General features: G+C 42.4%; 21 protein-coding genes and 3 pseudogenes. 10 read left to right on the plus strand and 14 right to left on the minus strand.

The window, feature by feature from the left end; all coding sequences use genetic code 11:
• Positions 1–89 (minus strand): annotated as a pseudogene (locus MiAbW_RS20785) (Uma2 family endonuclease); the annotation flags it as partial.
• Between the two features lie 195 nt (positions 90–284).
• Here MiAbW_RS20785 and MiAbW_RS15740 point away from each other — a divergent pair.
• Positions 285–1,568 carry a TldD/PmbA family protein gene (locus tag MiAbW_RS15740; protein ID WP_151696867.1) on the plus strand — a complete coding sequence of 428 codons (1,284 nt, stop codon included), beginning with the start codon at positions 285–287 and terminating at the stop codon, positions 1,566–1,568.
• A 122-nt stretch (positions 1,569–1,690) separates the two neighbouring features.
• On the opposite strand, the pseudogene MiAbW_RS15745 reads toward MiAbW_RS15740, so the two are convergent.
• The 3 genes and pseudogenes from MiAbW_RS15745 to MiAbW_RS15755 all read right to left on the minus strand — a co-directional run.
• A pseudogene (locus MiAbW_RS15745) lies at positions 1,691–1,882 on the minus strand (IS630 family transposase); the annotation flags it as partial.
• 217 nt (positions 1,883–2,099) lie between these two features.
• Positions 2,100–2,657, minus strand: a complete 558-nt coding sequence (locus tag MiAbW_RS15750; RefSeq protein ID WP_002781534.1) for a 50S ribosomal protein L25/general stress protein Ctc — start codon at positions 2,655–2,657, stop codon at positions 2,100–2,102.
• A gap of 27 nt (positions 2,658–2,684) precedes the next feature.
• On the minus strand, positions 2,685–4,028 hold the full coding sequence (locus tag MiAbW_RS15755) for an adenylosuccinate synthase (RefSeq protein ID WP_151696868.1): 1,344 nt from the start codon (positions 4,026–4,028) through the stop codon (positions 2,685–2,687).
• Positions 4,029–4,449: 421 nt separating this feature from the next.
• Between MiAbW_RS15755 and MiAbW_RS15760 the strand changes: the two genes are divergently transcribed.
• Positions 4,450–6,459 carry an acyltransferase family protein gene (locus tag MiAbW_RS15760; RefSeq protein WP_151696869.1) on the plus strand — a complete coding sequence of 670 codons (2,010 nt, stop codon included), beginning with the start codon at positions 4,450–4,452 and terminating at the stop codon, positions 6,457–6,459.
• 318 nt (positions 6,460–6,777) lie between these two features.
• On the opposite strand, the gene MiAbW_RS15765 is transcribed toward MiAbW_RS15760, so the two are convergent.
• Positions 6,778–7,941 (minus strand): LptF/LptG family permease, encoded by a 1,164-nt coding sequence (locus tag MiAbW_RS15765; RefSeq protein WP_151696870.1) that lies wholly within the window; start codon positions 7,939–7,941, stop codon positions 6,778–6,780.
• Positions 7,942–8,148: 207 nt separating this feature from the next.
• On the opposite strand from MiAbW_RS15765, the gene MiAbW_RS15770 reads away from it, so the two are divergent.
• The 3 genes from MiAbW_RS15770 (at position 8,149) to MiAbW_RS15780 (ending at position 10,708) form a co-directional block, all read left to right on the plus strand.
• Complete coding sequence (locus MiAbW_RS15770) at positions 8,149–9,201, plus strand: dipeptide epimerase (protein WP_151696871.1); 1,053 nt, start codon at positions 8,149–8,151, stop codon at positions 9,199–9,201.
• Positions 9,194–10,237: a DUF1611 domain-containing protein gene (locus MiAbW_RS15775; protein WP_151696872.1), complete on the plus strand. Its 1,044-nt coding sequence runs from the start codon at positions 9,194–9,196 to the stop codon at positions 10,235–10,237. The genes MiAbW_RS15770 and MiAbW_RS15775 overlap by 8 nt, the downstream gene beginning before the upstream one ends.
• A gap of 126 nt (positions 10,238–10,363) precedes the next feature.
• Entirely contained in the window at positions 10,364–10,708 is a 345-nt protein-coding gene (locus tag MiAbW_RS15780; protein ID WP_151696873.1) for a hypothetical protein, read from the plus strand.
• 177 nt (positions 10,709–10,885) lie between these two features.
• On the opposite strand, the gene MiAbW_RS15785 is transcribed toward MiAbW_RS15780, so the two are convergent.
• The 6 genes from MiAbW_RS15785 to MiAbW_RS15805 all read right to left on the minus strand — a co-directional run bounded on the left by MiAbW_RS15785 (position 10,886) and on the right by MiAbW_RS15805 (position 18,720).
• Positions 10,886–11,893, minus strand: a complete 1,008-nt coding sequence (locus MiAbW_RS15785; protein ID WP_151696874.1) for a DnaJ C-terminal domain-containing protein — start codon at positions 11,891–11,893, stop codon at positions 10,886–10,888.
• A 219-nt stretch (positions 11,894–12,112) separates the two neighbouring features.
• Complete coding sequence (locus MiAbW_RS15790; protein ID WP_108936807.1) at positions 12,113–12,775, minus strand: TVP38/TMEM64 family protein; 663 nt, start codon at positions 12,773–12,775, stop codon at positions 12,113–12,115.
• A 172-nt stretch (positions 12,776–12,947) separates the two neighbouring features.
• Positions 12,948–15,317: a glycogen debranching protein gene (locus MiAbW_RS15795; RefSeq protein ID WP_151696875.1), complete on the minus strand. Its 2,370-nt coding sequence runs from the start codon at positions 15,315–15,317 to the stop codon at positions 12,948–12,950.
• Positions 15,318–15,520: 203 nt separating this feature from the next.
• Positions 15,521–15,670: a hypothetical protein gene (locus MiAbW_RS19640; RefSeq protein ID WP_172967386.1), complete on the minus strand. Its 150-nt coding sequence runs from the start codon at positions 15,668–15,670 to the stop codon at positions 15,521–15,523.
• An 11-nt stretch (positions 15,671–15,681) separates the two neighbouring features.
• Entirely contained in the window at positions 15,682–17,925 is a 2,244-nt protein-coding gene (locus MiAbW_RS15800; RefSeq protein ID WP_151696876.1) for a Piwi domain-containing protein, read from the minus strand.
• Positions 17,926–17,928: 3 nt separating this feature from the next.
• Positions 17,929–18,720: a PD-(D/E)XK nuclease family protein gene (locus MiAbW_RS15805; RefSeq protein ID WP_151696892.1), complete on the minus strand. Its 792-nt coding sequence runs from the start codon at positions 18,718–18,720 to the stop codon at positions 17,929–17,931.
• A gap of 195 nt (positions 18,721–18,915) precedes the next feature.
• Between MiAbW_RS15805 and MiAbW_RS15810 the strand changes: the two genes are divergently transcribed.
• A complete protein-coding gene (locus MiAbW_RS15810; RefSeq protein WP_151696877.1) occupies positions 18,916–19,272 on the plus strand; it encodes a helix-turn-helix domain-containing protein in 357 nt (118 codons plus the stop codon).
• 5 nt (positions 19,273–19,277) lie between these two features.
• Positions 19,278–19,943 carry an ImmA/IrrE family metallo-endopeptidase gene (locus MiAbW_RS15815; protein WP_151696878.1) on the plus strand — a complete coding sequence of 222 codons (666 nt, stop codon included), beginning with the start codon at positions 19,278–19,280 and terminating at the stop codon, positions 19,941–19,943.
• Positions 19,944–19,983: 40 nt separating this feature from the next.
• Here MiAbW_RS15815 and MiAbW_RS15820 read toward each other — a convergent pair whose 3' ends face one another.
• Entirely contained in the window at positions 19,984–20,979 is a 996-nt protein-coding gene (locus tag MiAbW_RS15820; RefSeq protein WP_151696879.1) for a LysR family transcriptional regulator, read from the minus strand.
• A gap of 417 nt (positions 20,980–21,396) precedes the next feature.
• Between MiAbW_RS15820 and MiAbW_RS15825 the strand changes: the two genes are divergently transcribed.
• From MiAbW_RS15825 to MiAbW_RS15835, 3 genes and pseudogenes are all read left to right on the plus strand, one after another.
• Positions 21,397–21,681, plus strand: coding sequence for a hypothetical protein (locus MiAbW_RS15825; RefSeq protein WP_002775456.1), 285 nt, complete (start codon positions 21,397–21,399; stop codon positions 21,679–21,681).
• Positions 21,682–21,744: 63 nt separating this feature from the next.
• Positions 21,745–22,578, plus strand: a complete 834-nt coding sequence (locus MiAbW_RS15830; RefSeq protein WP_151696880.1) for a M48 family metallopeptidase — start codon at positions 21,745–21,747, stop codon at positions 22,576–22,578.
• 71 nt (positions 22,579–22,649) lie between these two features.
• Positions 22,650–22,991, plus strand: a pseudogene (locus MiAbW_RS15835) (DUF4164 domain-containing protein).
• A gap of 74 nt (positions 22,992–23,065) precedes the next feature.
• Here MiAbW_RS15835 and MiAbW_RS20495 read toward each other — a convergent pair.
• On the minus strand, positions 23,066–23,191 hold the full coding sequence (locus tag MiAbW_RS20495; protein ID WP_274596536.1) for a hypothetical protein: 126 nt from the start codon (positions 23,189–23,191) through the stop codon (positions 23,066–23,068).
• Between the two features lie 89 nt (positions 23,192–23,280).
• Complete coding sequence (locus tag MiAbW_RS15845) at positions 23,281–24,960, minus strand: hypothetical protein (protein WP_151696881.1); 1,680 nt, start codon at positions 24,958–24,960, stop codon at positions 23,281–23,283.
• Between the last annotated feature and the right edge of the window lie 19 nt (positions 24,961–24,979).

Raw genomic sequence — 24,979 nt, forward strand, 5'->3', positions numbered from 1 at the left:
GGGGGTGGGGTGGGTTCCCAGAATTCCTCGAAATCTTCTTCTATCAGTGCCGGAGAGGTGGCAGTTTCGTCGCTTTTGGCAATCGTCATTTTTTCGGCCTCTCTAGGTGGGAGTGTCCATATTTTTGACTCTCGATCAATTCTATGATAACTTCATTGCCAACTTGATCATCTTTGCTCAAAAATATTGATGAATAAGCAAAAATTTTTTAACTCGCTGCAGTCTTAGGTGTTTGCGCCGAAGCTTGAGATAATCAGATAGCTATCATCTCAAAAAGTATCACCATGACGATCGATCCGCAACAACTTATCGAACTGGCTCTCAAATCGGGAGCGGTGGCAGCCGAAGTTTATCAATCTTCCTCCCTTTCCCATCCCGTTTTTTTTGAGGCTAATCGTCTTAAGCAGCTAGAAAGTTCCGAATCCGTGGGAACTGCCTTGAGATTATGGCGCGAGGGTTGTCCGGGGTTAGCGGTGGGTTATGGTGATGTGCAACCGGAAATTTTAGTAGAAACGGCGTTAAATTTATCCTATCTCAATGCTCCGGAAGAAATCGAATTTTCGGCACCACGACAGGCAATTTATGACCCGATTGGCCAGGATGTGGCAGTACAATCTTTAATCGAGATGGGTAATCAAATGATTGGCCAAATTCGCCAAGTTTATCCTGAGGTTATTTGTAGTGGTGAATGGGAATGTGAACGGGAAATCACCCGTTTAGTTAATTCCCAGGGTTTGTATTGTCAATATACTGATACAGCTTTGAGTTATTATCTGGGGATTGAATGGGTGCGAGGGGAGGATTTTCTCGCGGTTTATGATGGGGAATATACTCGTGGTACACCTCATCCCGATACTGTAATTAAACAGTTATTGCAGCGACTACAATGGGCAGCTAATAATGTGGATAGTCCCACGGGTAAATTACCAATTTTATTGACTGCTAATGCAGTTACCCTGTTATGGGGTACGGTGGCGATGGCTTTAAATGGGAAACAGATATTAGAAAAGTCTTCGCCCTGGAGTGATAAAATCGGTCAATTGGTGATGTCAGAAAAGTTGACTTTATCCCAACAACCGGACAGAGAACCCTATAGTTGTCCCTTTGATGATGAGGGAACTCCCACCAAATTTTTATCTTTAATTGAGGGAGGTAGAGTTAAGGAATTCTATAGCGATCGTACCACAGCCAAATTATTAAAAACTCCTCCGACGGGAAACGGTTTTCGTCCTAGTTTAGGGGTTTATCCTATGCCAGATTTAGTTAATCTAATCGTGGCGCCGGGAGAGGGAACTTTAGCGGATTTAATCTCGCAAACAGATGAGGGCCTAGTTATCGACCAAATTTTAGGTCATGGGGCCGATATTTCGGGCGATTTTTCTGTCAATATCGATCTGGGTTATCGCATAGAAAAGGGCAAAATCACCGGACGAGTTAAAGATACAATGGTGACGGGAAATGTTTATACAGCTTTGCAGAATTTAATCGCTTTAGGGTCCGATAATCAATGGAATGGTTCTTGTTATACTCCCTCGCTAATCGTTGATAGTTTATCGGTAGTGGGGTAAAAATGTGGCGTTGTCAAATTGAAAGATGCTCCGAATCAGCTGGGAACTGAAATTACTAGGTGTAGGGCTAATTCCGGAATTAGCCCTACAATAGGCGTTGTCAAATTGAAAGATGCTCCCGTACTTCGTTTTATTCCTGTCAATTTTTCTATCCTATATACAGCTTCATTTATTGTGGCTGGTGGATTTTTCTCGAAATATTTTTTGAGGGTTTCTCTTTGAGACTCTAAGTCACTTTTAGGGCGATAGAAGTTGATTTCTTTTAATTTTTCTATTCCGCCTTCTTGATAATCTCGAAGATAAGTTATAGCGGTTCTCACACCCGTGTGACACACTTAAACCTTTGATAATTAAGCTTTTCAGGATTGATAATGTACCTCTTGCGAACAGGAAACGCTATAAGCAAGATAGCTCACCACTACTATCGGATCACTACCTTCCCTGAGTGGGGGTTGGGGAGAGGGAAGTGGGGAAGCTGTCTCATCACCCCAAAACCCTATAACCCTATCACCCGACGACTGATCACTGAATTTACCGTTTAGCGGCAACAATGGCAAAAACGGTGGTATGGGGATCATCTTTTAAAGTCACCCCTTCCGGCATTTTTAAATCACCCACGAGCAGGGATTGCCCCACACCGATGCCTGAAACATCAAATTCGATCACTTCCGGGATATTATCAGCAATACAGGAGACATTAACTTCGTTGACGAACTGTTCGATTAAACCGCCCTGTTTAGTTCCGATCGCTTCTCCAATGGCCTTAATGGGAACGACGATATCGAGCTTACCGTGGGCAGATACCGAGAAGAAACTGAGGTGATAGAGATTTCTTTTCCAGGGATGAGATTGTACCTCTTGGATCAAAGCTTTTCCCGTCCAAGGCATTTCGGGAACATTGACATCCACCAGGGTATTATTTACCGAGGCCTTTTTAAGTAGGGTTAAGGCTGCTTTTTCTCCCACCACGAGGGAAACCGATTCCGTGCCGTTGTGGCCATAGAGAACCGCCGGGATCAAACCCTGACGACGTAGGGCTCTGGGGTTAATATTTTCGGGTCTTTTTTGACATTCAACGCTAACTTGCATAGTTGACTAATCCTCTTTGGCAATGATTTAAAATTCGTGATTATCCCAAGGTGAGCCATTTTCGTCCAAAAGAGCGCGTTTGGGTCCGTGAATGGGGTCTTCAACGATAATAGTTTGGTCGCGACTAGCTCCTAGAGAGATAATAGCGATCGGTACTTCCATGATCGCCCCCAGGAATTTTAGATAATCGAGGGCTTGTTTGGGCAGGTCTTCCAGACTGCGACAATCGCTGGTGGGTTGTTGCCACCCCGGCATCGTCCGATAAATAGGTTGACAACGGGCGAATTCCGCCGCACTGCTGGGCAAATGGCGACAGGTTTGGCCGTCCAATTGGTAGGCAACACAGACTTTGATTTCCTCTAGGGTATCGAGAACATCTAATTTGGTGATCGCTAGACAGTCTAAACCATTGATTCGCACTGCGTAACGACCGATCACCGCATCAAACCAACCACAGCGACGACGACGGCCGGTGGTGGTCCCGAATTCCGCCCCACGATCGCATAATAACTGCTCAATCTCCCCCTCTAATTCCGTGGGAAATGGACCTTCCCCTACCCTAGTGGTGTAAGCTTTGGCCACACCGATCACTCGATCGATTACCGTCGGACCAATGCCAGAACCGACACAAGCACCTCCGGCGATCGGATTGGAGGAGGTAACGTAGGGATAGGTTCCGTGATCGAGGTCGAGTAGGGTGCCTTGGGCTCCTTCAAAAAGAATATTCTTACGCTTGCGGATTGCTTCGTAGATTTTTAGGGAACTATCGACCACATGGGGACGCAGTATCTCGGCATATTCTAGATATTCCTCGATCACCTTCTTCGGATCTAAAGGCGGTAAGTTATATAACTTTTCTAAAATGACGTTTTTATAATTGATCGTCCATTCTAGTTTTTGCCGCAGATTCTCGGTATTGATCAAGTCGATGACTCGAATACCGATGCGCTCGGATTTGTCGGCATAGGTGGGGCCGATACCCCGTCCCGTGGTGCCGATTTTATATTTACCCCGTTTCTCCTCGGATGCTTGATCGAGCAGCCGGTGATAGGGCATAGTGACATGAGCCGTTTGCGAGATATAGAGATTGTCGGTGGTAACATTGAGGGCGTGTAATTGAGCCATCTCTTTGAGTAACACCGAGGGATCTATGACTGTTCCCGATCCGATTATACATTCCGTATCCGGGTAGAGAATCCCGGAGGGAATTAGATGGAGTTTGAACGTTTGATCATCGACGACGACGGTATGACCCGCATTTACGCCACCTTGAGAACGCACCACCACATCCGCCGATCGACTCAGCAGATCCGTGATTTTTCCTTTTCCTTCGTCGCCCCATTGGGCACCAATCACTATAACGTTAGCCAAGGGTTTATTGAATCTAGCTAAAGTTCACACAAACTACCATTATCTACACTGGATAGACATTCTGTCAAGAGCAGTATTGATTTAGTTATGGCTTTATTTCGCTCCTCACCACGTTTATTCAGCCTATTTACCTTTTTCTTGTCGCTCTGCGGTGCGGTATCGTTGTTTTTCCAGGGGAAACCACGCCGCCAGCAAAACCCAGTGGCGATCGCCAATCCCTTGCTAGTAAGGCATTACGAAAGAGAATTTCAGCGTTTGTATAGTAGAGCAGTATTGGGTATCAAGAGTTGACCACAAGCCAAAAAATGCGAACTACTCTAGGCTAGGGGAATTACTTGTCAAAGAAGGGTGGATATGTTAAAGTGTGTTGCAAATATGAAAAAATATAAAAAATATCAACTAACTACTCAACTTCTCTCCTATGGATATAAGTAAATCTGTGAGTAGCTATCGACCTGAGATTGACGGACTCAGAGCTATAGCTGTCCTAGCCGTAATTATTAACCATTTCAACAAAGATTTATTGCCCAGTGGTTATCTAGGTGTAGATATTTTTTTTGTTATTTCTGGTTATGTAATCACTGCATCTCTAGCGAAGCGAACGCAGAAAAACTTTAAGGAATTTATTGGGGGATTCTATGGAAGAAGAGTAAAGCGTCTGATGCCCGCTCTAGTGCTGTGCGTAATTATTAGCAGCATTATCATTTGCCTATTTGAAGTTTATCCTATAGCCTCTCTCAGAACGGGAATCGCGTCTCTTTTCGGAGTCTCAAATCTTTATCTGCTTAAGCAAGCCACCGACTATTTTGGGGTGTGGGCAGAGAGGAACATTTTTACTCACACTTGGTCTTTAGGCGTTGAGGAGCAGTTTTATCTATTATTTCCCTTTTTAGTTTGGTTAACAGGCTTTACTCAGCAAACCATCAAAGGGGCGAAAAATCTTTTTTGGTTGATGTGCGTGCTTTCTACTGCTTCCCTAGTCTCTTTCATTCACTTTAACGCAGCCTATCAACCAGGGGCATACTTCCTGATGACTTCTCGTTTTTGGGAGATGGGAGCAGGGAGTCTCCTTTTCCTTTTCCTATACAATCGTAAAAGTTTCCTTCACGATTATCTGAAAAAGTTGCCGGCTGGTATAGCTATATTATGCCTACTAGCCATTATGTTTGTACCGAGTCAATTTATTGTCCTCGTAACAATCGCCTGTGTATTATTAACAGCAATAGCCATTACTTCCCTACGTCCTCAAACCAAGATATTCAACCTACTCACTCAGCCCCAGGTTGTTTTTATTGGTTTAATTTCCTACTCTTTGTATCTCTGGCATTGGGCAGTAATTGTTTTAAGTAAATTGACCGTGGGGATCAATTTATGGACATTCCCTATACAATTACTGTGCATAGTATTAGCTTCTCTTGCTTCTTACTATTGGGTTGAAAAACCCTTCAGACATAAGCAATGGTCTAACTCTCAAGGGAAATCTATAGTATATGGTATAACTGCTTATGGGATGGCAACTGTCCTATTAATCGGACTTCTATCCTCCCCCGCAAGAGCTTTATATACAGGCAGCAAGAATCAGCAAAAGCCAGATAATATCTCCCAGAAGAAATCTGTAATAGTACAGGATAAAAAGCAAGGTAATATAATTCTTATTGGTGATAGTCACGCCAATCATTATAAAGCAATGGTAGAACAGGTGGCTGAGGAGCTTAGAATGAATAGCAAAGTAGTAGCAATTAACGCCACCATATTCCCAACTATGGACTATTCCAGTTCCGTAGGAGGAATGACCTTAGCCAAAAATCAGAACAATAATAAAACCCTAAACAAAAGAGTATATAATCAAATTAATCGTTTAGATTATCAAGAAAACAATATCATCATTCTATCTTCCTACCTCGCTTATTACTTTGGACAGCCGCGTATTGGCACAAGGAGATACGAGAGAATCAATTATTATCTTGAATCGGGAGTAACAGAAAACCCTCAAGATGCTCTAGTAAGATGGCTGAAGGAGCTTAAGAAGTTTGCTCAAGACAATCAGAATACAAAAATAGTTGTTATGTTCCCAACTCCTGAGATGCCTGATTTATATCCTTTAGACTTGTGTACTCAAGAATGGTTCAGGAGAAAGCCATCGGATAAGTGTTTCGTCAAGATAGAGCGGGAAGAACTAACGAAAAAGAATGAGAAATTTACAATCATTCTACGTCGGGAAATTGAGAGCATTCCCAATTTAGTCGCTTTCGATCCCTTTGCCTTACTATGTCCTGAGAGTGAGAAGTATTGTCATGCTGTACAGGATAATCAAAGGCTATATTCCGATGAGAACCATCTTACCCTCCAGGCTACAGATAAAATTCGAGATAACTTCCTGCAATTTTTGCAACGATTGACTAAGGAAGGCTTTTCTCGTCACAGTACATAGTATCTAGTTGACTTTCTAAGTCTTGAGGAAATGTTAAAGATTACTGGAGGACTGAGGAAACAGTTGACAATAGCAGTAGAAAGCGAGCTACTCAAAGCTGACTCTCTCAACAGCTAGGGAAGAAAAGCTTGCCTCTCGTGCCTCTCCTGATATGTAGCCTATACTCAACGGATTTAGTATCATGATAACTTTAATTTAAGCTCTTGATATTCTTGGTGGGAAGTGCTGCCACAAGTGTTAAAGAAAAAGGGAAACATAGATCTAAGGGGCCTGCTATAACTCTACGTCTCCTATCTTGACGAAAATTTTCAAAAAAGTCTAACCGTTAAGTCGCCATAATAACCATAGACCCAACCCAAAACCGAAAAAGTTAGGCAGCCAGGCAGCTAGGAAGGGAGAAAGGGTAGCGGTTAGTCCCAAGCTGCCGACAAGGAAGTTTAAAAGATAGTAGAGGAAAACAATGGCGACACTGAGACCAAAACTGGTTCCCCGACTAATTCTTTGCGGTAGAGAACCCAAGGCACAGCCGATGGTGGCAAAGACGATACAGACAAAGGGAAAGGCGATTTTTTGCTGGATTCGCACTTGAAAAAACCTGACTCTTTTCTCATCGCCACTGAGTTTGAGCAGTTGCACATATTCGATCGCCTGTGGTATGTTCATCTCGTAGGGATCGCGGCTTTGACGAGCAAAATCGAAAGCAGAGCGAGATAAAGCGATTTTTTCGGCTTTAAAGGGGATAACTTGGCTATAGGAGGCGTTAGGGGGGGTTAATTCATAGATAATGCCGTTAAAAAAGTCCCAGACGTTATCGACGGCATTCCAACGGGCCGAATCGGCGATAATAATTTGATTTAATTCTTGTTTTAGCCAACGGATAACGGTGACAGTTTTCATCTTTTCCCCGTCAAATTGTTCGGCATAAAATAAACTTCTTAAATTGCGATTAATCGTACCGTTTTCTAGGGTTTTTATTTCATAATCGGGATAGTAAAAGTCTTTATTTTTCCAAAAATTTGCTTCTTTATTAATTTTTTGCACTAAAATTTCTGTGGCTCGATAATTAGCATTAGGAACCACATATTCGTTTAATAAAAATGTCACCACTGTAACTATTAAACTTAGGCAAAAAGTGGGTATAAAAAGACGGTAAAGAGTGACTCCACAGCTTTGTAGGGCAACGGTTTCGCTATCACTACTTAAACGTCCGTAGGTGATTAAAGTGGCTAGTAAAAGAGAAACTGGCAGGGAATAAGTGACAAATTCTGGCACTTTTAACAGGAGAATTTCTAGGGCCGAGGCAAGGGGTAGATTAGCATCAACTACCTGATTAGCCAAATCGGAAAGATTGCTGATCGCTACTCCCAAAGAGGCAAATAAACCAACACTAAATAAAAATGGGGGTAGTAGTTGGCTGATCAGATAGCGATCAATGAGGGCAATACCTCCATTTACCCAGTAAGAAATCTTTTTCTTAATCATTGATTTTGGTTAACTCACTCCTCTTTCATCCCATTTCCTAACCCGCAGCCGTCTTGCCTATACCTTCGGTTAGCCTATCATATTTTGTCTTTGACGAAAAACACCGCCGGAAGTTGTATGATTGCGGGGAGAGTGGACAGAAGTAAGGATTTGGGTAAGTGTAGATAATTTTTCTGTTCCTATTCCCCGATCATCCCTAGGTGAATTATGCTGCTAAACTGGCAAACTTTTACTATTCATAAACGAGTAGCTTTAACGATTAGTCGCGGCACTACCAGCGAAAATACTAATATCTGGCTGAAAATTAGCGAGGAAAATATCGAAGGGTGGGGAGAGGCATCCCCTTTTGATATTACCAGCGAGGAGAAAAAACCCGATAAAATCCTGCAAGAATTAAACTCGATCGCTCCTCTTTTACAATCTTTTCACCCCTGTCAACGCCAAGAAATTGAGAAAATTTTATGGCAAAATCAGATATCTTCGGCTACTCGTGCCGCTATTGATACGGCACTGCACGACTGGTTAGGCAAAAAAGCTAATTTACCTCTCTGGCAAATTTTTGGACTCGATCGCTCTTTAATTCCGCCGGTTTCTGTTACTATCGGTTTAAATTCTCCGGAAAATGTGGGGAAGAGGGTGTTAGATTGGCTAGAAATCGGCGATTTTAGCTTATTAAAGGTCAAATTAGGCTCACCGGACGGTATAGAAGCCGATCGAGCTATAATTCTGGCTATTAAAGAAATTGTCCCCCATTTGCCCCTAACTGTCGATGCTAATGGTGGTTGGAAATTTAGCGATGCGGTGAAAATGTGCCAATGGTTAGAGGAAAAAGGCGTTATTTATGTGGAACAACCCCTATCTGCGGGACAAGAACGAGATTTAATCGATTTATACCCAAAATCGCCCCTACCCATCTTCGTCGATGAAAGCTGTTTTTCTAGTCAAGATATCCCGAAACTGTCCGATCGAGTCCACGGCATTAATATTAAACTAATGAAAGCCGGTGGATTAGCGGAAGTGCACAGAATGATTCATATTGCCCAAGCTTGCCGACTGCAAATTATGTTCGGATGTTACTCTGACAGCAGTTTAGCCAATACTGCCCTAGCACATCTTGGCCCGCTTGTCAACTATCTTGACCTAGATAGTCATTTAAATTTACGCGATGATCCCTTTACGGGTTTAAGCTTGGAAAGGGGACGTTTACAAACAAATCATTTGCCCGGTTTGGGTGTTAGTTTACGGACAAAAGATGACTAATTATTTGACTCCTGACAAGAAAGTAGCGATTCTTCTCCACGAAGGAATCAAAGGAACTCGCGGCAAAACCGGATTAAGTTATCTGCGTTACGGGAAAGCGCAGGTAGTGGCGATTATTGACGCAGAAAGCGCCGGCAGCACCTTAAAAGAAGTGGCCGGAATCGATCGCCCCTTGCCGATTGTTGCTAGTGTTAAGGAAGCTTTAACCTATCATCCCGATACCCTGTTAATTGGCATCGCACCCTCAGGAGGCATTTTACCCCCCCATTGGCTAGAAGAAATCAAAGAGGGGGTAAATACAGGATTATCCCTCGTTAATGGTCTCCATACACCCCTAAAACCCCTTTTTCCTCGGCTTAAACCGGATCAATGGATTTGGGATATCCGTTTGGAACCCCAAGACTTAAAAATTGGGCAAGCGCGGGCGAAAATTTTAACCTGTCAGCGTATTCTAACGGTAGGGACGGATATGAGTGTGGGCAAAATGTCCACTAGCATCGAATTACATCGAGTTGCCCAAGAAAAAGGGCTAAAATCGCAATTTTTAGCCACTGGACAGGGGGGAATTATGATCGCTGGGAAAGGTGTACCCTTGGATGCGGTGCGCGTTGATTATGCTGCTGGTGCGATCGAGGCTTTGGTGTTAGAATCAGCAGAAAATAACGATATTCTGTTTATTGAGGGTCAAGGCTCGCTATTACACCCTGGATCCACTGCTACCTTGCCCTTAATGCGTGGCAGTCAACCGACGGGTTTAATTCTCGTCCATCGTGCCGGACAAATTCATATCAAAGATTTACCCGATATTCTCATCCCTCCCCTAACGGAAGTGATTAAACTCTACGAAATGACTGCAAGCGCCGGGGGAAGTTTCGGGGAAGTGAAGGTAAAGGGGATTAGTTTAAATACCTTTCATCTTAGTCCGGAGGCGGCAGTTAAAGCTATAGAAACTGTGCAGGAGGAAACGGGGTTATTTTGTACCGATGTTGTCCGTTTTGGCGGTCAAGGTTTATTATCAGTGATCAGTGATCAGTGATCAGTAAACAGTGATCAGTTAATGACTCCTGTTATCGGAAAAACGGCGATAGATGGGGATTTTTGCCTTGCCAAATCAGCAAATAGGGATAAAATCAAAACAAATTAGTTTTTCGGCGACCATATCATGTTAACCCCATCGGATAGTAAATTATCTAAGCAGCAGCAGATTCTCTCGGCTGTTTCCGAAGAAGAACAGTTTAAACAGCAACGGATTCAGGAAGTGCTATTGCTAATAGATAGTTTATTCCAAAGAGAGGAAACGACTTTTAGGATTATCATTGACTGTCTTTACGATGTGGGTTCGTTAAATTTAATTAATAAAAAGTTTCATCGTCGTCACTTAAATTTTATTATGAAAGCGATCGCTCGTTTTTCTAAGCCTATATTCAGAATTTATGCTCTCTATTGGGTGAAGAAAAATAGCCCCAAATTAATTACTAATTGGTTGGCTACTAAGGTTAAATTCTAGCCAAGGATAAACCCCAGAGACAGTAAACAGTGATCAGTAAACAGTAAACAGTGACCAATCAGTAACCACTGATAACTGACATAGCGTTTCTCATAAAGATGAAGTATAAGCTAATCTGATCCTGTCTCCCGACTCCCCAAAACAAAGACTTCGTACCTCACTATTAAGATATAGGGACTAAATTTGCACCTGTCTGAGATGACGACGGGGATCGGTGGTACGCTGAGATTTAATTTTCTCGTATAATTCCCGTTCGATCGCCGTTAATTCTTTGGGAGTATCGATGACAATTTTGACTAATTGATCGCCGCGTTGTCCTTTATTATCGATCCAACCTTTGCTGCGTAAGCGCAGGGATTGACCGGAACGAATACCGGCGGGAACTTTTACCGTCACCAGGCCATCGGGGGTAGGAACTTCGATCGCTGTGCCTAAAACCGCCTCATCGGGAGTAATCGGGACTTCACAGGTTAAATTATCGCCTTCAAAAGTAAAGAAAGGATGGGGTTCTAATTCCACATCGAGAAATAGATCTCCCCGTTGTTTACTCAAGGGATCCACTTGTCCTTTACCCCGTACCCGGAGACGATTACCGGTTTTGCTTCCTGGGGGGATTTTGATATCGATCATTTCTCCGGCTAAATTAACCCGTTTTTGTACTCCTCGTAAAGCTTCCGCAAAACTCAGACGCAGTTTAGCGGTGGAGATGCCAGAAGTGACAGATTGCGGTGGAGTACGAGCGCCGGCAAAGTCGTTAAAATTGCTAAAATCGCCAAATCCTCCCCCCGGAGTCCCGTGGGAATGGTAACGGGGGCGAGTACCGCCGGGGCGGCCCATGCGACCGAGCAGTTCATTGATAAAATCATCAAAGGTGCTGTACTGGCTAAAGTCAAAACCAGCCGAACCGAAGTCAACCCCCGGATTACCCCCCGGCCAACTCGATCGCCCGGCCTGTTGCCAATATTGTCCAAATTGATCGTATTTTTGGCGTTTTTCGCTATCGGAGAGGACTTCGTAAGCTTCGCTAATTTCTTTAAAACGTTCTTCGGCGCTTTTATCGTTAGGATTGCGATCGGGGTGATATTTGACGGCTAATTTGCGAAAAGCTTTTTTAATTTCTTCAGCACTGGCAGTTTTACCTACTCCCAGAACGGCATAATAATCTTTATAATCTGCGGCAGGCATCGATACGCTATCTCCTTAGCAATGAGGATTCAGTCGGGATATTCCTAATCTAACTTAATTTTATCGCTGTCAGGAGTCGGGAGTCGGGAGTCAGGAGTCAGGAGTCAGGGTATAGGGAAATGGGGAGATAGGGGAATAGGGAAATTTCAACTAATACCCCAAAACCCCAAAATCCCAACACCCTTTTTACCTTTAATGTAACGTCCACTTTTTGACTTTTCACTTTTTACTTTTTATCTGGGGAAATTGCCGACGACGACGATACCAAGTTCCCACACCTACTAACAGAGCAATAAGGGTAAAAGCCACCATCAGGGGCAATATATCGCCTTTTCCTAAAGATTTCAAGCCCGCACCCATCATAACAAAGGGTAAAATTCCGGGGACAGTGCCTAATAAAGTGCCGATGAAATAATCGCGAAAACGGATAGAAGTTAATCCCGCAACAAAGTTAACGATACCGTAGGGAATAATCGGTAATAGACGGATAGCAAACATATAAAATAGGCCACCTTGCTGCATTTCTGCATCGATCGCCTGCCATTTTCCCTGAAATTTTTTGGCGGTATATTCCCGGCCGATAGTACGGGTAAAAGCAAAGGCAACTATAGCGGCCACCAAAGCGGCGATCGTTGTCCAAACTGTTCCCATAACTACCCCAAAGATCGCCCCACCACTGAGGTTTAAGGGAGTAGAAGGCAGGATTAAAATTGTCCCGATCGTATAGAGAATAATATACAAAATGGGGGCCATAATTCCCATTTGTTTTAACCATATCTGTAATTGTTGGGAGTCGATACCACCAATTAGATAAACTCCCATCGCCGTGGCGATAATACAAATTATGGTTAGGATAATAACACTACTTTTAGTTTTAGACATTTAACGGCAATTTTGGGCTAAGTTCGGGTTACAAAACATAAGATGCAGCCAGGGTCTATATTTCCCTATTGCCAAAAATATAGCAGAAATCGGCATAGGATCGCTCTCGATCTCAATATTAGTGCGCTACCCTATCTGTCTCCAAATTCCCCCCAATATCGGTTTGGGTAGTTCAGTTAATCTCCTCGAGAACCACGATCGAAAAACCATTGACTTTATAGCGATCAGCAATTACTGCCCCTTGATCCACAGACCAACAATTATAATCGGTTTCTGCCCAAGCTGCCGTGTCAATAATTCTTAGCCAACGATAATTATTGGATGGGGAGGGAAGGCGAAAATCGACTGGCAGATGATACATATTAATTAACACCAAAAAATCGTGATCACCGACGGCACTACCATCAATTAAAAACCAAATACAGCGATCATCGGCAGTTAAATCGCTAACCCCATCGGGTTTTTTAAATAAATAGGTGACATCATTGCCTGCATCGAGAACCATATCGCCGTAGCGGCGCTGTTTGAGGGCTATATGATTGTTTCTTAAGTGAGCAATATAAGCGGCAAAAATAAATAAAGGATTGCGTTCTTCTTGATTAGTTGCCGTGCCAAAATTATTGTGATAAGCTTCCCGATAACCGGTGGGCAGTAGATGGGGTGAACGGGTGGCAATCATATCATAATTATTCCAGGTGGCCACACTATCAATATTGTAGGGATTATTATTACCATTTTGGCTGCGGCCAAATTCATCGCCCCAGACAGTCATGGGAACACCGCGAGATAAAAATTGAATCGTCCAAAAGTTGCGTAATCTTTGGCGACGTAAGGCATGATCACCCTCAGAATCCCAAGAATCGTTATTATTATTGCCGCCATCGGAAGGACCAAAGGGCCAGGGAGTGAGGTTATTTTTATGGTTATAACTGACCAAATCCATCAGGGTAAAACCATCGTGGGCAACAATAAAATCGAGCGATTTTTGTGGTCCGCCTTGGTCGTTAAAATTGCGATAATCTCCGTTCACCTGTTCGATGAATTGAAAAGTATTACCATCTCCCTTGAAAAAACGCCGAATTGCATCGCGATAACGTCCATTCCACTCGCCCCAACCCGCAGGGAAATTCCCCACTTCGTAACCCCAGCGATCCCAAGCTTCGGCGATCATTTCGGCATCGTATTTCTTGCCTAATTTCTCGATCTTGTCTAACAAAGGATGTTTAGGGAAGAATTGTTTTTGCTTGCCCCGATCTTCTCGTTGATGATTAGAAGGAGTTCGGCCGAGGACGGGGGCCAGATCAAAACGAAAACCATCAACTCCCATGGTTTCTAACCAATAGGTGAGGGAATCAAGAACCAGATTATAGGTGACAATATGGGAAAAGTTTAATTGATTTCCGCAGCCGGTAGCCCCATCGACTAGATAATGTTCGTCGGTGAGTTGATAGTATTCCACCACATCAAAACCACCAAAACTAACAAATTGGGTGACATGGTTGCTGCCCCAATTGCCCCCTTCTCCCGTGTGATTATAGACCACATCGAGATAAACTTCCATGCCTTGGTCGTGGAAAGCTTTGACCATGGACTTAAATTCTCTGGTGGGTCCCCCGGGTGAGCGATCATAAGCATAACGGCGATCGGGGGCGAAATAACCAAAGGTCATGTAACCCCAATAATTACCGCCGGGACGATCATCGGGGTTATTATCGTTAGCGGTTTCTTGGACAGGTAAGAGTTCGATCGTGGTAAATCCTAACGCTTTCAGATATTTGGCCATATAGCCGGCTCCCGCATAAGTTCCTCTGTACTGGTCGGGAACGTTGGCCACTTCCTCAAAACCCCTAATTCCCTTGAGAATATCTTCTAAACGACTAGCGGAGGGGTGATTGCTGAAACCGCGCACATGGGCCTCATAAATGATCGCTTTTTCCGCACCCAGACGGGGACGAATCCCGGTGGAAGTTCCATCCGGCGCGATCACAATGCCTTTGGGCGACCATTTACCCGTATCGTATTGCCGCTGGATCACTCCTTTGTAGTCCCCCCCTCCTGTGGCATAGATTCCAACATTTTCTCCGGCTGCGATCATGGCCGGGGTTTCAAGGTCGTGGGAAAGTTCTCGCGCGTAGGGATCGAAGAGGACTTTATTGGGGTTAAAACGATGGCCAAAATCGTCCACATCCGCCCGAAAACCGGCGTTACTGTGGCTTCTTTGCCATTTTTGATCAAATTGCCAATTGGGACCCCAACAGCGAAAAGCGTAGTAACTGCCCTGGGCAATACCGGCGATTTTTGCTCGCCAAATATCATCCTTTGGGTTTTTTGTCAACCAGTAATCATACTTAGCGTTTTCTCCCGTCGGGCGATCGTAGATTTCCAGAAGAATCTGACTGGCATTTCTAGAATAGACGGCAAAGGTGACACTATCGCCCCGATAATGCGCCCCGAGGGGATAGGTGGCATCGGCCCAGAGATGGCTATCTAGGGGGGCGTAATTACCAGATTGGGGATGATTTTGACCGATCGCTGGTAACATAAATTGGCGGGATAATATCGCCTTTGATAATAGACATTTTTCGCTCAAAGAAATAAGAAAAAAATCTAAAGCTTGCTCCCCAAAAAAAACGGCTATGCAATTCCTAGTAACTGCTATAGTAATTATCTTAGAGAATCCTCAAGAGAATTATATTCTTCGGAGCAGTAGTCAACCATTTGACGTAGACATAAATTTTCGGCTTGTCAACATCGATTTTCTCGGTGTAAGTCCCATTCAAGATAGGCTAATCTTTCTTTAATTGCTCGATTTTCTGCCGTCAGTAAACTAATTTGGGTAACTAAATCACTGACTAATTTTTCTAGATGGTGTAGATTGCTATGGGAATTATACATAATTTTTCTCTCTAAAGCCAGAATTGACAATCATCTTCTAATAAACTAGGATAAATTCCTTGTAAGCGTCGATAAGCAATAATGTCCGCTCCATACAAAGGGATAGGTAAACGGGGATCTTTGAGAGAACCATAGTGAAGTAAAGTTAATTTTAAGGTAGTGTCAACTAACTGTTTTAAATTTACTTTCTCTCCTAATTCATGAACTTTTAAGCGCAAGGGACGAGGAACACCAATTTTTTCAGAAACTTGGGACGTTATCAGGATAACTTCCCGATTTGATAAAGCTAAAGCTAATCCTTTGGCGGGAGCATTTATCTGTTTTTGCTGAAGATTATAAAGTCTAGGAATGCCAGTCTTATAACATTCTACGAGAATAAATTTAGCATTAATTGCTCTAGCTCTTGCCAGTAAATTTTCAACCTCCTTTCCTTGAAATTTACCATCTCTGTAAATGAGAACTGTCTGATTTTTTAGGTCAGCTTGCGGTAAACAATTTTCCAGAATCCGTTGAGGAATTTCTTCTCCTTCGGTTAAACTATCTTCTACCCGACAGCGAACAAATTCTCCCTGTTTTCCATATAGTCGCACACTTGCACAAACATTGAGACTCCCCGGAAGATTTTTTTTAGGCATCCTTCCCACATCTAAACCAATAAAATAATCGGCAATTTCTAGAGGTTCAGCAAGGACATAGGGTAAATTTCCTAATTTGGCTAGGATTCCGGGGACAACTTGATGGAGAATATTATTATATTGACCCTTATTATTTAAAGTCTTTTCATAAATCATTTGAGTTATAACTCCACGATCCAGAAACTTTTTTTTTATCCAGGAATATAAACTCCCTTCTTCAGTATTATCCGCATTGCGATCAGACTGGGGAAGAAATACTAAGGCAATATCTACAGGAATTTCTCCTCGAATTAATTGATCAACTGCTTCTTCCAGTCTAGCTCTTTTTTCAGAACCTTCACCTTCGACAGAAAAATTTATTTGATTCTCTGGTGGCAAAATAGTCCCAAATTTATAAAGCTTTAATCGGGTTTCTAATTGTTCTCTAAAATCTCCTACTTTAAAACTATCTGGTTTGAGAATAGCTAAACGAATTTTACGAGCAGGATCAACATATTCTCGATGACGTTTATATACACCCCCCTTCGATAATCCTTTGAGAGTTTCTCTTTTTTCTCCCCTTTCTCCCTTACCAAATAAGATAGGAGTTTGCTCAAGAGAAATAGAAGGAGTCCAAAAGAATTCGGGGTATTCTTGGCTGTTAATACTTCTTTCTCTTAACTGAAATCCAAAGTTATTTAAAGTATTTTGTGCTTCCTGTTTATATAACTTTAATAGTTCTTGTCGTTTAGCATAGGAAATTTTTGTTTCCTTTAATAAGTCTCCGTAATTGACTTGAAATAAACTCTCATCCTTATCTGTCATACAGGGTTTTAAAGCTGCTAATGGATAAATATAATCCTGGGGATTTTTGCCAAATTGTACCGCCACCACTGGTTGATCTAGATGAGCTTCTTCTAATTTTCTTCGACTAATTGAACCCGTAGCTTTTGTTAATAGATACTCTCTTTTTTCCCCAATTGTACCCGCTATTCTAATAATTTTAGCTGTCCCATTAGTTTCTATAGTTTTAACCTTTAAACCTACTAATAATTTAGCAGCATCTTGTCTATAGGGGTGATTTTCATAAAATTGTTCTAAATCTCCACTATAGACAATACTACTGTCAACAGTTAAACAAATAGCCGGATCGGTGTCATTGATGATTTCTGCCCAAAAGTTAACTTCTCTCCTTACCTGTACTTGGTTTTCACTTATCTCACTATCTTTAGGAAAAACTATTGGATAGGAAAATTTACCAAATATTTTCAGAATTCTAACTGCTAATTGTGCTGTAACTAAAGCTGTTATCTGAAAGTCTTTTAGCCAATGAATAGAATAATAGTAATCGCCAATATCTTCTCGTAAAACCTCTTGAATATCTGATAAAGCTTCTTTCCACTGTTGTGGAGAGGGAAGAAATTTTTCATCTTTAGCTAATACCCAAAAACAATTATCTTCAAAAATAACCACCACATTGGGAAACTTATGACTGAATTGCCAACTAAAACGATTGCCTATTTTCCTAGTAATTTGATGATTAAACTTAAAACAATTCAAACAACTATTCTTGAGAGTTAAGGAACTAATTTCACTCAAAAATATTGGGGAGTTGGCTGTGTTAGCTACTGTGTAATTCATGATCTAAACCTCCTTATTTGCATAATCACAAATCGATGTAAAAGGACAATAACGACAGGCATAGCCACTTTGTGGCGGGAAAATATGATAAAAATCTTCGGGGTGATCTTTATATTTTTTTAGTTGTTGCTGATGTTTTTTGGACAGGAAAGCTAGTTCGATTTTAACTGCTTCTATTGCCTCGGAAGACAGGGATATTTTTTCTGAGCTTGTTTGGGTTTCTAAATTGTAAAAAGAAGCCACAATTTTTTTCTGAGGATAACGGTAACTAGCCGCTAGTAAATACACATGAGCCTGACGACGATCAAAATTAGATTGACCAGTTTTTAAATCTAAAATATGTATAGTGTCATCAGCTTCTCTAAAAATACAATCGAAGGCAGCGTACAAATTAAACCGATAGTTACCTTGCTCGATAATAATAGGTTCTGGATAACCTTCATCGCCTCTAGATAAATTAATAATCTCTTGATTCAATAAAATTGATTGTTGATAGTAATTGTTTAAAATTACTAAAACCCTGGCTTGAATTTCTGGAGATTCTTGATTTAATTGCAGGATTTCTGCGACTTGTTCCACCCCATCAGAACCGGATAATCTCGCTGGCTCTTGATGAAACTCAAAAACTCCTCGTTGTGCTAACTTACCAATTTTTTGCGCTTGATTATCTTGTGATAGTAATCTTTGGACTTCTGGTTCTTTGTTTCGCGCTTTTTCAAACCCCCGTTTTGTCTGACAATGCCAATTCTCATGACCGATCGCCGGTTTAAGCGATCGCCAAAGAAGATAGCTCATTGGAGGATGCCAAGGCTTTTTGGGTAACTGGCAGGACACAATTTTTCCCCTCGGTCAGGATAATGCTAGGATGATACGGCAGTGTTTGCTCTGGTGTTGACTAAAATAATCAACGCCAATGAACTAACTCTAGCCTATGTTGATTTAAATAGTCAACCCTTGATATAATTTTTTTGAGCGGTTGGGAGAAAAGCAGTGTCAGAAACATTTGGACAGGTTATCCGCAAAGCTCGTCGAGAGGAGGAATATAGTCAGAGAGAACTAGCTAAGTTGATCGGGGTGGACTATACCTATCTATCAAAGCTAGAAAATGATCATGCGGGTTATCCTCCTAGTCAGCAAGTTATTGAGTCCTTAGCGACTCATTTAAAATTAAATGCTCAAACCTTAGGGGAATTGGCGGGACGAATTAGTTCAGATGATCAAAAAGTCTTCAAAGAATTAGTTCAAAAATACCAACAAATGCCGATTTTATTGCGTCGCATGAAAGACAATCCCAATTTTGCCAAAAAAATTATTTCTGAGGCGACAAAATTAGAACCAGAGGAGTAAATATCTTGGATATTATTAAACCCTATAGTTTTATTCCCAAAACAGTGATTGAAGCTCAGGCAGACAATATTCTGAAGAAAGTAAAAGCTCATCGTCGTCGTCCCTTAAAAAATTGCGATATTGCGGAAGCAGCGGCTGATTATTTTGATTTAGCTATTGAATGGACGGATATAAAGCCAGATCAAGAGGGAGAAATCGCCGCAATGATTATTCCCACAGAAAAGAAAATTATTCTCAATGAAGATGTAAAGTTCTTAAAAGATTACCAAAATTCATCCCTAGCAAAAGAAGGATTTAAAAATTCGAGTTTAGCCCATGAAATTGGTCATTTTGTCCTTCATATTAATCAAACGGCCGTCTCTAACTTTTTAGATCGAATCAATCAGGGAGATTCCTTAGAGACAATTCAACCTTTTCTTTGTCGGACAGTTGATTCTAGCCAAAGAATTGAATGGCAAGCCCAATATTTTGCCAGTTGTTTACTAATGCCGATGAGTGAGTTAGAGAAAGCCATCAAGGGACGTGACTTGACTAAATGGCGACATCTGTATGCGATCGCCGACGAGTTGGGAGTAACTATTACTAATCTTAGAAGTCGTTTAGAAAGTCTCCATTGGATTAAAGTCGATAAAAAAGTAATTTATCCCGGCAGTAATTTTCCCAAGAGATAGCTTCAATGTTCCGAGGGAGATTTTGCCCATCTCGATGGACTTATTTACTCATAATTTCGGCGGTTTGCGAGTTAGGAATCGGTTCAAAGTTGTGGTCGTCAGCCAGATATTCGGGATAGGTGGAGAATTGGGGTAGTATTTCTAGGGTAAAAGCTTCGGCGGCTTTCGATCGATAGCGATTCGGGTTAATAATTACCGACAAAGTGCGTCGTACTTCCACATCTTTAATTCTGGTCGCGTGGATCACGCCCATTTGTAGTTCTTTTTCGATCGCTGTCACCGAAACAAAAGCCGCCCCTAAACCGGATTGTACAGCATTTTTAATCGCCTCGATCGAGTTAAGTTCCATCTCCACTTTTAAGCGTTTGGTATCGATCTCGCAACGGGTTAAAACCTTGTCGATGACTTTGCGAATCGTCGATTGGGAATCGAGGGTGATAAATTTTAGTCGATATAAATCCTCTTTTTGAATCATTTCCACCTTAGACAGAGGATGAAAAATCGGCAGGACTAAAGCCAGTTCATCTTCTGCGTAGGGGATAATCCGCAGGGTTTCTTGTAATTCGGCGGGAACTTCTCCCCCGATAATGGCTAAATCCACTTGACCGTTAGAAACGCTCCAAGAGGTGCGACGAGTAGAATGAACTTGTAGCTGTACGGATACTTCTGGGTATTTTTGGCGAAAAAGCCCGATCATGCGGGGAAGAAGATAGGTTCCCGTGGTTTGGGAAGCACCAATGATTAGGGTTCCCCCTTGCAGATTTTGTAGATCTTCGATCGCCCGACAGGTTTCTTGACAGAGAGTGATAATTTTTTCGCCGTAGCTTAAGAGTAGGTGTCCCGCTTCCGTTAATTGAGCTTTCCGACCGCCTCGATCAAATAACGGCACATTTAGCTGTTTTTCGAGGTTTTGTACCTGAAGACTGATCGCCGGTTGGGATACATACAGCGTATCTGCCGCCCGTTTAAAGCTTCCCTCGGCAGCGATCGCTTTGAGAATTCTCAGTTGGTCTAGGGTGAAAGGAATGTCGGTCATAGAAAGCCTCAAAAACAGCGACGGGAGAAGGGGAGGACAATAGCGACAAATCTTAAGCCAGTGCCGATAAATACACTGAATTGACAGTACCACACCACGGGGATCAATGCTTCAGCTAGTTCCAGTTATCAGTTACCAGGAGTCAGGAGACAGGAGACAGGAGATTATTTCTACTTATTCTCCCCACTTCCCCACTTCCTCACCCCTCACTGATTACTGTTTACTGATCACTGAACAAAGGCTCCCCACTTCCCACACTGCTTACCACTTAATCGTTCTTAACCAAGAATCTTAATGATATTTTAAGATTTTTTAAAAAACCGCCCCTAGCCGAGATGAACGTATATTCTATAGGGGAGCGAGTATAGATTCCTATTCCCGTTCGATCGCCCCCTAATTCTCTGGAGATCAGCACCCATGCTTACTTTGCTCCGTTCCCTGCTATTTTCCACCCTATTAAGTTTTGTTGCCCCCGTCCTCTTGGTGGGTTCTATTTTAACTGCTTTATTCGCCACCAGTCATGTCCCTGGCTTTACTTGGGTTTCTCAGACTGTTTTTAGCCAAATCCTGCAATTTTTAACCATTTTCGGCGACGGTTATCCCCTACAAGGAATGTTAACCATCGCTGTCACCTTTGCTTTTGTTGGCAGTTTATTCGATTTATTTAACTTTTACGTCTATCAAACCAATCGGGGACAGTAACAGACAAAGGGTGATAGGGACTGTCTAGAATGGGAATGAGGTTTTTATGCGATCGAATCGTCTATGCGCCCTATTTTTTACCGTTTTTGGCTATTAACCCTTATTACTCTGCTGCTCACCCTCAGTATCGGGATTGTCAATCCCCAACCTAGTTTCGCACGCTCGTGGATGGATTTACTTTTTCGCGGTGTGCAAGTTATTCAACTCGCCACTATTTCTCCTCAGCAGGAAGTCGCTCTCGGTAGGCAGATTAATCAGGGTTTATTAGAATCGGGTAAGATAAAACTGTCCAAAGATGCCAAAATTAACCAATATGTCCAAGCAATCGGGCAGCGACTAGCGGCAACAAGCGATCGCCCTAACCTTCCCTACACTTTTCAAGTGGTGCGCGACAATAGTATTAACGCCTTCGCTACTATGGGCGGCTTTGTCTATTTACACACGGGATTGATTAAAACTGCCAGTAATGAGGCGGAATTAGCCAGCGTGATTGCCCATGAACTCGGCCATATCGTCGGTCGTCATTCTATCACCCAATTACGCAATAATGCCCTCGCCCAAGGACTTCTCAGCGCGGCGGGATTAGACACAAAAACTTGGGTACAATTGGGGGTCAATCTCGCCTATAATCTGCCCAATAGTCGCAAGGATGAGTTAGAAGCGGATCGACTGGGTTTAAACAATCTAGCTGAGGCTGGTTATGCAGCCACGGCGATGATCTCCTTTATGGGAAAATTAGCACAACAGGGGGGTTCTACCCCCGCAATTCTCAGCACCCATCCCGCTACAGGCGATCGCATTTTGGCACTGCAAAAACAGCTTAATTCAGTTAGTAACAAGCAGAATCAAGGTTTAGACGAGAATTATTACCAATTGCAGATACGTTCTCTCCAGTAATCTAGAGATAAAATTATTGTACTATCAACGGAGAGCGCTTAAGAAAACTTACTCCCAGGTATTTTACGAAAATGTCTAACGAAACCGTTACTTATAGTCTTGAATCCGTCCTCAAGGAAATCAAAGACAGCATCAAGGAGGTTAACCAAAAAATCGATACCTTGCAACAAGATGTTAACCACAAATTTGATAGCCTACAGAAGGATTTTAACCACAAATTTGATAAAATCGACGAACGGCTAACTAAGCTAGAGGTAGGACAAGCAAAACTAACTGAGAAAGTCGATGGGATAGATAGAAGACTAGAAAAGGTGGAAGAAACCCAAAAAAATTAAGTTTGGACGTTAATTATCCTTTTAGGAGGAGCGATCGGGACAGCAGCGTGGCGCTCTTTCTTTTCTGGCAATCCTTAGAAGTACTACCATAATACTAAATCCTAGGCAATAGGTAATCAGTCTTTAATAACCGGATTTAACCCCAGTTCGGGTTAAGCAGATGACTGTAAATTAGAGGGTTTAAGAATCGTTTTTTGGGTAACTTTTAAGATAGCTGATTGAGATTCTGATGTATCTTGAGCATCCCCAATTAAACCGACTTTAATCGCATCTGCCATTTTTTCAGCATCAGAAATTTTCCGTCAAGTCGTGGGGTTTTGTCAAGCTTTTTTGGAAAAAAAATTTAACCGATGTGAGTCGGTATTTTTCAGCTTGGGATTAACGCTTTAGTTGCCGAGGCAGCAAGGCGATTTAATTGCCGATTAATTTGCCATCCGACGAGAGTTAAACCCAACCACTGACTGAAGATTGCTAAAGCGAAAGAGGGAAGTGTCGCGTATTTAGTAGCGGCAATGGGAAGAAAAGTAAAAAACCATAACAGCGGAGATTGACTGGGATTAACTCGCAAGACAGCGAAACAGAGGAAGGGGAAAATAATCAAAATGCCGATGCTAGTGGCTGTCAGCAAAGCGCGCTTATTTGTGCTGGCTAACATCAATAATTGGGCGATAGCGGCATAGACTAAAATCATGTTCATTGCCAAGAAAAACCCGGCTGCAGTGGCTAGTTTATATTGATGGAGAGGGGCGATAAAAATAGCGGGAAGAATGAATAAAATGGCAATGGCGACGTTAACAGCCATGGCTAGGGTAGAAGGACTTTTTTCGCCGAAGATTAAAGCTTTCCCCAGACTAATGCCCGTTTTTCTTTGCAGATGACGATAGCGCGCCCAATCTTGGAGAGTTTGACGGGGGGGAGTGAGGGCAAAAAGGATTAACAAGCCAAAAATCGCCACAAAAACGCTAAGAATCGCAAAATTATCGAAAAGATAGCTCGGTTCCAGAGTTTGGAAGACAAAACCCAGGCTAATGGCACTAAAACAGCCCATCATCCAATAACTTTGGGGTTTACTAACAAGAGTAGCGAGGGGATTATGGAAGCGACGCTGGAGAACTCGGGTTAAACCGTAGGTACAGAGGGCAAAATTGAGCAAAATTAAGCTAATACCCACTATAACCGATTGCCAGAGAGATTGACCGTACCAACGCAGATCGAAGATTTGTGAGATTCCTAGATAGCGTACCGCGTCGGGGGGGAGAAAGGTAGATTTAACTAGATAGGGAAGGACAAAACTAGGATTAAAGAGAATTAACCAATCAAAGGGGGTACGACCGTTAAAGCCCGATAAAGTAAAAATACTGCTATAAAACACAAAGATTAAGACTGTAGCACTGCCTAACCAGGGTTGAAATCCCCCTAACCATGGCGTGGCTAAAGCGAAACTAAGGGCGGCATGATAGAAAAAGGCACAACTAGCGATCAGAACCCCGTAGAAGGCTAAAATTAACGATAAGGGAATACCTGCTAATAAACCCGCCCCCAAGTGAAAGGGTAAAGCGAGAAGACAGACGAGATAGAGGAGAATGGGAACCCCGAAAATTTTGCCGATAAAAATCGTTTTGGCGGGTTGGGGACTCAGACGGATAAAATTAAGTGTACCCTGGCGCTCTTCCCCGGAAAGATCGGCAATTAATTGATAGGTTCCCACCACTAAAAGAGCGAAAATGCCGGTAATACTCAGAAAAGTGAAGATATCTAACCACCATAACCGGGAGATAATCATCCATTGACCATTTAAGTCTTGGATACAGTATTTAAGCCCACTGTAGGGATAATAATCGTTGTTATTGGGGGGATTAGCGGTACAGTAACGACTAAATCCCGCCCCTACCGGCAAGAGATTTTGATAGTATAAATAAACTAATAATTGACCAACAAGGGAGATAATCGAGGCGATCGAGATATTTTTCGGGGTTAATCTTCCTTGCCATTCTCGCATAATTTGCGGGTTGGTTTGGGTGAGGCGATCGATTATTGTCGTTATCATATTTCTGTCCTCTCTACAG

The sequence above is a fragment of the Microcystis aeruginosa NIES-4325 genome (assembly GCF_008974145.1).
GTDB lineage: Bacteria > Cyanobacteriota > Cyanobacteriia > Cyanobacteriales > Microcystaceae > Microcystis > Microcystis aeruginosa_G.